Origin of the sequence: Kordiimonas sp. (genome assembly GCF_048260245.1) — a bacterium.
Lineage (GTDB): Bacteria > Pseudomonadota > Alphaproteobacteria > Sphingomonadales > Kordiimonadaceae > Kordiimonas.
The window spans coordinates 1-11,908 of record NZ_JBLXGZ010000036.1; the positions used below are offsets into that span (position 1 = coordinate 1).

Consider the following 11,908-nt stretch of genomic DNA (forward strand, 5'->3'; position numbering starts at 1 on the left):
TCAGGGTGCCTGATGCCACGGGCGTTCCTGATGGTCGCCACATGGTCAATGTTTACGCCAAGGCGTAATTTTTTCCTTCTCATAACCTGCCTTTTTTCACGCCTATTGTTTGGACACCAGCCGTGATTTTTTTTGTAACCTTAGTTGCCGGGCAGCGCGATATCCGCTGAGAAGGGCCTTGAACGAAAAATAGAACAAGAGCCATACCACAATCGCGACCGGCACGCCGCCTACAATAAGCGGAAAAACAACCGGCAGGAAAGAGGATACATACGCGAAGGGGGAATCAAAAAGCGCTGTCCAGCTCCACGGGGGAAGATCTGCGATAAAATCATGCCCCAAAATCAAGGCACCCACCTGCCCGGTGAGTGCAAAGATAAACGGAAATGTCCAAGGATTTCCGAGCGCGGTACCAATGGCAGACGCAATCAGATTGCCACGCGTCAGCCACGCAAGGCCAAACCCCATAAGAAAATGCAGCCCGATAAAGGGCGTAAACGAAACCGCTGCACCAGCCGCCACGCCCGCTGCAATGCTGTGAGTGGTACCGGGCAGACGCGCGATCCGGTGCCACAGATACTGGCCGGCACGGCGCCAGCCGGTACGCGGCCATAACCAGCCGCTTACCGTCTTCCAGACCGAAACTGCGTCACGCCGCCTGAACAGCATTTCCTAGTGTCCTATCGTTAGGATTTCAGGCCCCGACTGCCCGGTTTGACCGCCGGCACATCCTTGAGGGCGTCCGGCAGCGCGTCCGGCGCATAAGTCGGAGCATCGATGGTCACCAGCGCAGTAATGGGGGCACCGACATCCACCTTCCCGCCCGAGCGGTTGATCAGGCAGCCCGCTGCCACAACATTCCCGCCCCATTCCGTGATGGTTTTAATACATTCCCGCGAGGAGAGGCCTGTGGTAATCACGTCTTCCATCATCAGGATGCGCACACCTTTTGGTATCTCGAAACCGCGGCGCAAGGCGAACTCACCTTCTACCCTTTCGGTAAAGATTCCGTTCACGCCCAGCTGGCGGGCTACTTCATAGCCGACAATCACGCCACCCATGGCCGGGCTAACAACAAGATCCACCTCAACACCTGTCGCGCGTAATTTTTCAGCAAAGGCGCTGCACAGTCGGTCCGCCCGCTGCGGGTCCATCAACACCCGTGCACACTGCAAATAAATAGTGCTGTGCAGGCCAGAGGACAGCTTGAAATGCCCCTCAAGCAACGCACCTGCGGCGCGGAATTCGTTCAGAACCATATCCTGATCCATGGGTATCACTCCTGTGGCTGGGAAAGGTGGTCAAAATACCTACCGCGCGGATAGAGCGCAGGCCTCTTTCCGTCAAGAAAAATCAACGCAATCCAGCCATTTAACCGGAGACACGATCAACGCGGCTGATGACCCGACTGACCCTGAGTGCACGGCTAATATCGTTCAGATGTTTCACATCACGCACCTCGACATCCACGACCATCACATAAAACTCCGGATCGCGCTCCGGGATGACGAGGTTAGAGATATTACCGCCACTTTTTGACACAGTTGCGGCAATGGCCGCCAAAGCGCCTCGTTCATTAATCACCTCAAGCCTCAGCCTGCCCGCATAAAAGGCGTTGTCGGCGTCGTCACCTTGCCACCGAAGGTCAAGCCATAATTCGGGACGGTTGTCGTAATCCTTGAGTACACCGCAATCGATGGTGTGGATCTCGGCACCCTTGTTTAGCACACGGATTCCTACAATACGGTCTCCGCGCACCGGGTGGCAGCAATCGGCAAAATGCACCGCGCTTTCGTTCGCCATGCCAGAGATGGGGATAGCACCGTCGTCCACCGTCTCCCAGTCGTGGTGTACCGTCGGCAACCCTTCAGCTCGGGCATCTTCCTTGAAGCCGGGGAAGGCGGCGCGAAGGATTTCCTCTTCCTGCAAGGTGCCCTGCCCAACCAGTGCATAGAGCATATCCGCGTCATCAAGGTTTAGCACTTTGGCGGCCTGCACTATCACCTGACTTGAAAAATCCAGCCCGTTGCGACGGCAGGCTTTTTCGACCAATGTCTTACCGAGATGCCCATATTCAGAGCGTTCCTTTGCCTTGACATGTCGGCGGATCGCAGCCCGCGCCTTTCCGGTAGACACAAAGCTCTCCCAGCGCGGTGAGGGGGACTGGCCCTTGCTGGTCAAAATCTGCACCTGATCGCCATTTTCGATCTGATGCCTCAGCGGCACCATACGCCCGTTCACCTTGGCGCCAACACAGTGGTCGCCCACTTCGGTATGCACAGCATAAGCAAAATCAACGGTCGAGGAACCACGCGGCAATGAAATAAGTTCACCCTTCGGCGTAAAGCAGAACACCTTGTCCTGGAACATTTCAAGCTTGGTATGCTCCAGAAATTCCTCCGGGTCGTTGGTATGCTCGAGAATCTCCAATAGCTCACGCACCCAGCGGTATTGAGAGCCTTCCACGTTATCCGCATTCTGTTGCTTGTATTGCCAGTGCGCAGCGACACCATACTCAGCCTGCTCATGCATTTTGCGAGTACGAATTTGCACTTCGAGCCGGTGGTTATGCGGCCCCATTACTGTCGTGTGGATCGAGCGATAAAAGTTACGCTTGGGTGTCGAGATATAATCCTTAAACCGGCCCGGCACCATCGGGTAGCGCTGATGCACCACCCCAAGCGCGCGGTAACAGGTTTCAACATCTTCAACCTGCACACGGAAAGCCATCACGTCCGAAAGCTGCTCAAACGATATGTTCTGGCGTTCCATCTTGCGCCAGATGGAATATGGCCGTTTGATACGCCCGCTGATCGTCGCCGTGATACCGTGTTCAGCCATCAGCTTGGTAAGGGCGCCGACCATATCCTTTTCAAGGTCGGGGCTTTCCTCAATCAGGTAATGCAGCCGGGCGTTGATCGATTCCATTGCCTCTGCATCAAGGTGCTGGAAAGCAAGGTGTTCCAGCTCATCCTTCATCGCATGCATGCCGATGCGTTCGGCCAGCGGCGAGTATATTTCGATTGTCTCAAGGGCGATGCGGCGGCGCTTTTCGGGCTTTTTAATGTAAAAAAGTGTGCGCATATTGTGCAGCCGGTCAGCCAGCTTTACCAGAAGCACCCGGATGTCGTTAGACATCGCCAACAGGAATTTACGGAAATTCTCAGCCTGCCTCAGGCTTTCCGTCTGCATCTCGATCTTGGACAACTTGGTGACACCGTCAACCAGTTCCGCAACTTTGGGGCCGAACAGCTCCTCAATTTCGGGGATCGTCGCCACTGTGTCCTCAACAACGTCATGCAATAGCGCGGTGGCGATGGTATTGCAGTCCAGCTTCATATCGGTAAGGATACCCGCGACCTCAAGCGGGTGGGAAAAATACGGGTCCCCGGACGCGCGCGTCTGCGTGCCGTGGGCCTTCATAGCAAATACGTAGGCCCGGTTGAGCAGCGCCTCGTCCACATTCTTGTCGTAGGCCCTGACTGTTTCGACTAACTCAAACTGGCGGATCACCGGCACATCCCTATCTTACACAAACCAACTCTGCTTGCTTCTCAGAAATAATGGTTCTGTAAAATTTATCCAGCTTCTTATGCTGATTATGCTGAATTAGCACTAGCGGGCTGCTTAAAGATAAAAAGCCCGGCAAACATGCCGGGCTTTTCGAAACAGATCAGATAGGAAAGGGTTATTCGCCGTCTTTCTTCGTAGTCTCGTCCATACCCGCCATCAGGATTGACAGATCAACTTCTTCCGGCTCATCCGATTCCACCACCGTACGCATACCGTGGATCACCGCCTCGATAAGGTTGTCGGGGTTCACTTTCTCTTCAGCAATTTCACGCAACGCAACAACAGCGTTTTTGTCGTTGTCCCGCTCCACCTCAAGCGGCGCACCACTTGAAATCTGGCGAGAACGCTGAGCAGCCGACAAAACCAGATCAAACCGGTTAGTGACTTTATCTACACAATCCTCAACGGTAACGCGAGCCATGCTTTAATCTCCAAATTTCTGGTCAAAAAGGAGGCCTTTGAGGCCATACCCTTGATACGAGCGCCAGCTTATACAGGCCATGGCAGCAAGTGTAAAGCAGGGATTCGGCTTATTTTACGCCCGAGCCCCCCACCGGCCCCAGTTTTTTCATACCTTCAAATTCCCCGTTTTCCTGCGCTCGCGCAGCAAGCTGAGCGATGTTTTCCCCTAACACAGGATGTATCCACCCGGGTATCAGGTCCAGAAGTGGCGCCAAGACAAACCCGCGCAGATGCAGTCGGGGGTGCGGTACCACTGGCTCAGGAAGGATCGCAGCAATATCCTCACTGGAGGCTAAGCGTTGCCATATCTCTCTCGACGGTAAAACTACCTGCCCCGCCGCCAACAAATCGATATCGAGGGGCCGCGCCGTCCAACGTGCCCCCGGCTTGCGACCAAATTCCCGTTCCACGGATTGGGTAATCGCCAAAATCTGCTCAGGCACAAGCGTACATTGCATCCATGCCGCGGCATTGGTGTACGCAGGCGCACATGTGCGGACATCAAGCGTTACGGCGGGTGACCGGTAAAAATGCGACAGTTTCACAAGATCGAAACCTCGGGTCTCAAGACGAGCAACAGCTGCTTGTATAGTCTCTTTCGGCGTTCCTGCCCTGGAGGGCAGATTGCCCCCAAACGCAAGGAAAACCTCTATTTTTTTGGCTATCTCAGGCATATAACAATTACTTGATCACCCCCTTGATCGACTGGACAGAGCACCCAATATTTACCATTAATTAATAGAACAACGGGATGCTGCGTACACTCCTGAATCTTTTAAAGTTAGAAGTATTATATTCTTTATTTTTGCGATTGGACCAAGAGATGATTTTCTATCCAGAAGAACGCACCGCGCTCTTCATTGACGGCGCCAACCTTTATGCCACCGCTCGCGCACTCGACATGGAAATAGACTATAAGAGCCTGCGCTCACATTTCACCAAGCAGACACGCTTGATCCGGGCCTTTTATTATACGGCGATCCTTGAGGATCAGGAGTATTCTCCGCTGCGTCCATTGATTGACTGGCTGGACTATAACGGGTTCACTCTGGTCACCAAACCGGTAAAAGAATTCACTGACGAACACGGTCGCCGCAAGATAAAGGGTAATATGGATATCGAGATCGCGGTCGATATGCTTAACATCTCCGAGGCGCTTGACCATGTTGTTCTGTTTTCCGGAGACGGTGACTTCCGCCGCCTGCTTGAGGCCGTACAACGGAAAGGTCTTCGTGCAACTGTAATTAGTTCAAACTCAACCCAGCCGTCTATGATCGCCGATGAACTCAGGCGCCAGGCGGACCAGTTTGTCGATCTTGAAGATATGCGTAGTATTATCGGTCGCAAGGGTGGAGGGCCGCGACGTGCCGGGGCCGCCGCACCGTTTGACGCCGGTTTTGAAGAGCAACTCGGGAGCGAACAAGCCTAAGTGCACACCACCCAAACAAAAGAGGCGGCCAATGCCGCCTTTTGCTTCCTAGCCTGAAATACCATGCCCTCACCTGCGAACAAGAAACATCCTGCGGAACCAGACCCTGGCTGTAACCAATGCCCGCGTCTGGTGGCATTCCGTCAGGCCAATATCAAGCGACACCCGGATTATTATAACGGTGCCGTTACGAGTTTTGGTGATGATGGCGCCGGCATTCTGATTTTGGGTCTCGCGCCCGGCCTTCAAGGCGCCAACAAAACCGGACGGCCATTTACCGGGGATCTTTCCGGCGAGCTGCTGTTTAAATGTCTGGAAACAATGGGCTGGACCGGCGGCACCAATGAAAACAGACCCGACGATTCATTTGTTTTAAGAAATGTTATGCTTACTAACGCCGTCCGCTGCGTCCCCCCGGAAAACAAGCCTACCACGGAGGAGGTGCTGAAGTGCCGCCCTTATCTGATGGCACGGATCGATGCCCTGCCCCGCCTGCGCGTGATCTTCGCGCTTGGAAAGGTCGCGCATGACGCCACCATTCGAGCTTTCTTCCTAAAGCTCGCCGAGTACAAATTTGCCCATAACGCCAGACATTCCTTGCCCAATGGGCTTACCCTTGTCGATAGCTACCATTGCTCCCGGTATAACGTGAATACGGGTCGGCTGACCGAAAACATGCTTCTGGACGCGATGAGAGGCGCACAACAGGCAAATATCGAAGACCGATAGCCAGAAGCTGCGCGATCCTGGAGCCAAAGCGGCCTGAAGCATGGGCTGTAAATACCTCTAATTGCAGACGTGCTTAAAAGAGGGTAGCATTCCCACACGTTCGAGAGAGGAGCGCTTCGATGGACAAAGACACACCGGCAGGAGAGCAGGTCCATTTTCAGGTTGGCGAGACCATTTACCAGCAGGGCAGTGTCTCAAGCGGTGTCTATATGCTTCTCGATGGTCAGGTGGATATATGGCGTTCCGAAGGGGAAGCAAGGCACCATATTGCAGCAATTGGTGCTGGTGAACTCCTTGGCGAAGTAAGCGTAATCCAGCGTAAGACGCATTCTGTCACGGCACTTGTATCAAAGGAAACGTCGGCCCTTTTCATCGGAGCGGAAGCCTTTCGCAAGAGCTTTGCAGATCCACTCGTCCGCCATGTCGTGCATACCCTCGCCCAGCGGCTCAGAAGTTCGTACGCCAGCAAGGCAGCAGCAGAACCGGATACAAGCGGTAGTGCGGTACCCTGTAAAAGCACCAAGGCGACGATTGAAGGTCTCTCTCGTGTCGTTGCAGACAAGCTGCTGACCTTTGTAGAAATTCTTGATTATCCCTTCACCGTAGGCAACCTCGCCTCCATGGATGGCCAGTGTCTTATAAGTCCCGCCAGCCTGAAATTGCCGCTCAAGACTGTACCGGAACTTGCGGATACACATTTTGAAATCCTGCGCCGGGACGGCGGCATATGGGTGCGAGACCTCGGAGCGCCGCAAGGCACTCTGCTTAACGGGACCAAACTTAGCAAATATACGATGAATGCGACAGGAAAGCTAAAGGCAGGCCGTAACGAGGTGATCGCTGGCGGGCCGGACAGTCCTGTCCGATTTCTTGTATGCATCCCGCAGAAGCGAGAGAATTAACCGCGTCAGGCCAGCTCTTTCATCAGTCGTGACTTCTGCCTTGCCCAGTCGCGTTGCTTGACGTCCTCACGTTTATCACGAACGTTTTTACCCTTGCCTAGACCAATCAAAACCTTGGCTCTACCCTGCTCGCTAAAATACATACGAAGCGGCACAAGTGTGTAACCTTGCCGCTGAACAAGGCCGCCCAACTTGGATATCTCCCGCTTATGCATCAACAGCTTGCGTGGTCGACGTGGCTCGTGATTGAATCTGTTACCGTGGCTGAATTCAGGAATATAAGCATTCACGAGCCAAAGCTCACCGTCTTTCTCTTCGGCATAACTATCACGGATATTGGCTTCGCCCGAGCGCAAGGATTTGACCTCAGTACCCTGAAGCGAGATGCCAGCTTCATATTCGTCTTCAATATGAAAGAGATGCCGCGCCTTGCGGTTATCGGCCACAACACGATTGGGTAACTTCTTGTTTTTATCTCTATTTTTATTTTTTCCTGCCATAATTATCCCAGATCAACAGGATCGAGACCGAGGTCATTGATGGTCGACGCAATGATAGAGCGTAAAGGATTGCTAGCCGAAAGAAGTGGTAAGCGAACATGATCGCTGCAAATACCGATAAGCGACCCGGCAAACTTGGCGGGTGCAGGACTTGGTTCCATGAACATACAGCGGTGAAGCGCAAGTAACCGGTCCTGGAGGTCCAGTGCTCTCTTGAAGTCACCCGCCATGCAGGCTTCCTGAAACTCGCTACACAGTTTGGGTGCCACATTCGCGCTGACGGAAATACAGCCGTGACCGCCCATTGCCGTAAAGCCGAGAGCTGTCGCGTCCTCACCAGAAAGCTGCAGAAAGTCTGGCCCCATGGCTCCCCGTTGACTGGCAACCCGGTCAAGATCGCCCGTCGCATCTTTCACGCCAATGATACGCGGCAACTCGAACAGCTCCGCCATTGTCGCAGTTTCCATATCGACCACTGATCTGCCTGGGATATTGTAAATCACAATCGGCAGGTTACTGGCGTCGTGTACTGCTTTGAAGTGCGCGTAAAGCCCCGCCTGGCTGGGCTTGTTATAATACGGTGTGACGACAAGTGCAGCATCTGCTCCAACACTTTCCGCGTGTTGTATAAGGCTAATAGCTTCGCGGGTATTATTAGAGCCTGTTCCTGCCACCACCGGCACACGACCTGCAGCCGTATCAACACACAGTTCGACAACCTTGCGGTGCTCTTCATGGCTCAGCGTCGGACTTTCCCCTGTTGTACCGACTGGTACAAGGCCATGCGAACCTTGTTTGACCTGCCAGTCGACGAATTTCTGGAAGCCGTCGTAATCGACCTCGCCTTCATCGGTGAACGGCGTGATCAGCGCGGGAATAGAGCCTTTAAGCATGGCGGTAGCCTCTCTCGATACAAAAATATCGCGCACCCTAACGCCCACCTTTGAAAAGGGCAAGAGGCTGCGCGACCTGGCAGAAACCATATAAAGGCTTATGGACCGAAATAAGGCCAAAAAAACAATGCGCTGGCCTAACCATCCAGATGGTCGGTTGAACCAGCGCAGCGTTGATAAGGAGATGCTATGATTTAGCGGCGTTTATCGCCACGGTCATGGCCGCCACCTTTTTTGCCATAGCGTTTGTGTTGCTTGGCCGCGTTTTCCATTTCGGCTTTGCTCACTTCGCCATCACCATTACCGTCTGCGCGTTTGAACATATGCACAGCGCGCGACGCGAACTCTTCAAGCGATACCCGTTCGTCATTATCGCGGTCATGCTTGACAATAAATGCCATGCGCGTTGGCTTGAAACGCTCTTCAAAGCGGTCATCGTCAAACTTGCGCCCGGACTTTTCGGCCCGTTCAGTCATACGGTCCTTGTGCTTTTGCATCCGCTTTTCCATCCCTTCGGGGAGCGGCATTTCTTTCGGCAATTCAGCCAGAGCCAAGTAACCGTCACCATCTTTATCGAACTGGTCGAACTTTACTTTAACAGCAGCCATCATCTCATCATGTGTGATAACACCATTATTGTTGGTATCGGCTTCCTTGAAACGCTCACCGCGTTCGCCTGCGGCGAAAGCCGCCCCGGCAAGCAAAGTGGTTGCAATAGTTGCGCTCAGAATTTTTCCAGACATTTTCATCACTTAGTTTCCTTGTTTCTATTTCTTTCAAGTGTTTTTAATGCGCCTCGCCGCCGCATCTGAACTTAATACGAGCATCGCTTTGTTTGCCCTTCGCCTGTTTTTGATCACCGTTTTGTTACTTTCAATTTTGCCGGTGACTTGCCCTGCCCTCAAATGTGTCCTAACTTCCGCTCAAATTGGGGCTAACAACAACATAAGGGACTGTTACATGCGGCTCATAGGGATCGTAATGTCACTTTGTCTGGGAATGCAGGCGGCTCACGCTGAGGCCATCAAGCAAACCAAGGGCGATTTTGAAGATAAATTCCGGCAGCTTGAAGAACATCTGCCAACGCCAAATGTTTACCGTACAGGCTCAGGCGCGCCCGGTCATGCCTACTGGCAGCAGCAGGTTGACTATGACATTGAGGTCAAGCTGGATGAGAAGAACCGCACCATCACCGGCCGCGAAAGTGTTGTTTACAAAAACAATTCTCCGGACACCTTGAATTACCTCTGGCTGCAGCTTGACCAGAACCGGTTCTCAAAGCATTCCGATGCCTATGTGACAATGGAGATGGGCCGTAAAGCATCAAAGAAGATGTCTTTCTCCACTCTGCGCTTTCTGGCCCGCACCGAGGGCGACGACTGGGGCTTCATGCTGACCAAGGTACAATCGGGCGGCAAGGATATTCGCTATACCATCAACGATACGATGATGCGCATCGACCTTGATAAGCCGCTCAAGCCCGGTGACAGCTTCAGCTTCGATATCGACTGGTGGTTCAATATTCCTGAAGGCAAAGCTATGGGCGCGCGCGGGGGCTATGAGCCCTACAGCCGCGATGGCAACGACATCTTCTTTATTGCACAGTGGTTCCCGCGTCTCGCGGCTTACACCGACTTGCAGGGCTGGGAGCACAAGCAGTTCCTCGGCACTGGCGAATTCACGCTTGAGTTCGGTGATTATGATGTCGAGATCACCGTGCCTGCTGACCACATCGTCGGCTCCACCGGAGTGCTGCAAAACCCGAAAGACGTGCTAACGAGCGAACAGCGCAAGCGCCTCAACGAGGCCAAAACCGCAGAGCGGCCTGTGTTTATTGTCAATCAGGATGAGGCGCTCGAAAATGAGAAAGAGGGTACCGACAAAACTAAAACCTGGCATTTCAAAGCAGACAATGTACGTGATTTTGCCTTCGCGTCGTCGCGTAAATTCATCTGGGATGCGCTGGGCGTAAAGCTGCCGGAAAGCGGCCGGACGGTGATGGCAATGTCGCTATACCCTGATGAAGCGGTTCCGCTGTGGGACAAATATTCTACACATTCCATTGCACACACACTCGACACCTACAGCAAGTATTCGTTCGAATATCCTTACCCCGTGGCCTGGTCTGTCAATGGTCCTATTGGTGGCGGCATGGAATATCCGATGATCACATCAAATGGCCCGAAGCCAGTGATCGAAAAAAAGGACGACGGCACAGAAGTCCGCACCTATACGAAGCGCGCGAAATACGGCCTGATATCGGTGATTATTCACGAGATCGGCCATATTTATTTCCCCATGGTAGTGAACTCGGATGAACGAAACTGGGCCTGGATGGACGAAGGCCTAAACAGCTTCCTCCAAAGCCAGTCAGAACGTGAATGGCAGGAAGACTACCCGTCACGCTATGGCCGGGCCAAAGAAGCCATTCCGTATATGGTTAGCCCGAACCAGACCCCGATCATGACACAGTCCGACAGTATCATCGGCTATGGCCCCAATGCCTATACCAAACCGGCTGTAGCGCTGAACATCCTGCGCGAAACAGTCATGGGGCGTGAGTTGTTTGACTTTGCATTCAAGGAATATGCACGGCGCTGGAAGTTCAAACGCCCCTACCCCGCCGACTTCTTCCGCACCATGGAAGACGCATCCGGTAAGGATCTGGATTGGTTCTTCCGCGGCTGGTTCTACACCACGGATCATGTGGATATCGCGCTCACCGGCATCAGCCACGCGCGCATCAACACGCAGGACCCCGAAGTTGAGAACGAGTATGACCGCAAGGAAGACCGCGACGCGCAGCGCTATATCGCCGACATGCGCAACAAGGCGGACAGCATGCCCCGCCGGGTGGACCGCTTCCCCGAGCTTCTGGACTTCTATAACGAAAATGATGATTTCATCGTGACCAAAGCGCAGATGGACGCCTATGAGGGTAAACTCAAAGATCTGGAAGACTGGCAGAAAGAGCTACTCGAGTACGGCCATGAACTTTACCTCCTGGATTTCGAGAACATCGGCGGGCTTGTCATGCCACTGGTGCTGGACGTTGAATACGAGGACGGAAGCCATGAAGAAGTACGTGTCGCCGCCGAGATCTGGCGTGAAAATGCCAAACAAGCGACAAAACTGCTTGTCCGTGACAAGAAAATAAAAACTGTAACCCTTGATCCGTATAACGAGATTGCAGACGCAGACAAAGCCAACAACGTTTGGCCGCCCAAGCCTCACATGACACGTGTCGAACTCTATAAATACCGGTCACAACAGCGAAACCTGATGAAAGAACATTTGGAGACAGAGGAAGCTGAAAAGGCTGCAGCTTCGAAGGAGCAATAGCCATTCACCATCCTTTCCAAGGATTAAAGGGGGCATGCCCCCTTTTTTTGCATAATATACAAAAACCGTCGCCAGACA

13 protein-coding genes are annotated in these 11,908 nt (G+C 53.2%); 4 read left to right on the top strand and 9 right to left on the bottom strand.

What is annotated here, in order from left to right:
- The 6 genes from ACN0VM_RS15035 to folK all read right to left on the bottom strand — a co-directional run.
- On the bottom strand, positions 1-83 hold an 83-nt coding region (locus ACN0VM_RS15035; RefSeq protein ID WP_417451756.1), incomplete at its 3' end, for a pyridoxine 5'-phosphate synthase.
- A 19-nt stretch (positions 84-102) separates the two neighbouring features.
- Positions 103-669 carry a DUF2062 domain-containing protein gene (locus tag ACN0VM_RS15040; RefSeq protein ID WP_417451717.1) on the bottom strand — a complete coding sequence of 189 codons (567 nt, stop codon included), beginning with the start codon at positions 667-669 and terminating at the stop codon, positions 103-105.
- A gap of 17 nt (positions 670-686) precedes the next feature.
- Positions 687-1,271, bottom strand: coding sequence for an orotate phosphoribosyltransferase (pyrE, locus tag ACN0VM_RS15045; protein WP_417451718.1), 585 nt, complete (start codon positions 1,269-1,271; stop codon positions 687-689).
- A gap of 100 nt (positions 1,272-1,371) precedes the next feature.
- Positions 1,372-3,513 carry a RelA/SpoT family protein gene (locus ACN0VM_RS15050; RefSeq protein ID WP_417451719.1) on the bottom strand — a complete coding sequence of 714 codons (2,142 nt, stop codon included), beginning with the start codon at positions 3,511-3,513 and terminating at the stop codon, positions 1,372-1,374.
- 175 nt (positions 3,514-3,688) lie between these two features.
- The gene (gene rpoZ, locus ACN0VM_RS15055; RefSeq protein ID WP_417451720.1) at positions 3,689-3,994 is read right to left on the bottom strand and encodes a DNA-directed RNA polymerase subunit omega; all 306 of its coding nucleotides are present in this window, start codon (positions 3,992-3,994) and stop codon (positions 3,689-3,691) included.
- Positions 3,995-4,103: 109 nt separating this feature from the next.
- Entirely contained in the window at positions 4,104-4,709 is a 606-nt protein-coding gene (gene folK / locus ACN0VM_RS15060) for a 2-amino-4-hydroxy-6-hydroxymethyldihydropteridine diphosphokinase (protein ID WP_417451721.1), read from the bottom strand.
- A 149-nt stretch (positions 4,710-4,858) separates the two neighbouring features.
- Between folK and ACN0VM_RS15065 the strand changes: the two genes are divergently transcribed.
- The 3 genes from ACN0VM_RS15065 (at position 4,859) to ACN0VM_RS15075 (ending at position 7,095) form a co-directional block, all read left to right on the top strand.
- Complete coding sequence (locus ACN0VM_RS15065) at positions 4,859-5,464, top strand: NYN domain-containing protein (RefSeq protein ID WP_417451722.1); 606 nt, start codon at positions 4,859-4,861, stop codon at positions 5,462-5,464.
- 63 nt (positions 5,465-5,527) lie between these two features.
- Positions 5,528-6,193 carry a uracil-DNA glycosylase gene (locus tag ACN0VM_RS15070; RefSeq protein WP_417451723.1) on the top strand — a complete coding sequence of 222 codons (666 nt, stop codon included), beginning with the start codon at positions 5,528-5,530 and terminating at the stop codon, positions 6,191-6,193.
- 119 nt (positions 6,194-6,312) lie between these two features.
- Positions 6,313-7,095, top strand: a complete 783-nt coding sequence (locus ACN0VM_RS15075) for a cyclic nucleotide-binding domain-containing protein (RefSeq protein ID WP_417451724.1) — start codon at positions 6,313-6,315, stop codon at positions 7,093-7,095.
- Between the two features lie 5 nt (positions 7,096-7,100).
- Here ACN0VM_RS15075 and smpB read toward each other — a convergent pair whose 3' ends face one another.
- The 3 genes from smpB to ACN0VM_RS15090 all read right to left on the bottom strand — a co-directional run bounded on the left by smpB (position 7,101) and on the right by ACN0VM_RS15090 (position 9,237).
- Positions 7,101-7,595, bottom strand: coding sequence for an SsrA-binding protein SmpB (gene smpB / locus ACN0VM_RS15080; protein WP_417451725.1), 495 nt, complete (start codon positions 7,593-7,595; stop codon positions 7,101-7,103).
- 2 nt (positions 7,596-7,597) lie between these two features.
- The gene (gene dapA, locus ACN0VM_RS15085) at positions 7,598-8,488 is read right to left on the bottom strand and encodes a 4-hydroxy-tetrahydrodipicolinate synthase (RefSeq protein WP_417451726.1); all 891 of its coding nucleotides are present in this window, start codon (positions 8,486-8,488) and stop codon (positions 7,598-7,600) included.
- A 194-nt stretch (positions 8,489-8,682) separates the two neighbouring features.
- Entirely contained in the window at positions 8,683-9,237 is a 555-nt protein-coding gene (locus ACN0VM_RS15090; RefSeq protein ID WP_417451727.1) for an EF-hand domain-containing protein, read from the bottom strand.
- Between the two features lie 232 nt (positions 9,238-9,469).
- On the opposite strand from ACN0VM_RS15090, the gene ACN0VM_RS15095 reads away from it, so the two are divergent.
- Positions 9,470-11,830, top strand: a complete 2,361-nt coding sequence (locus ACN0VM_RS15095) for a M1 family metallopeptidase (protein WP_417451728.1) — start codon at positions 9,470-9,472, stop codon at positions 11,828-11,830.
- Positions 11,831-11,908: the final 78 nt, after the last annotated feature.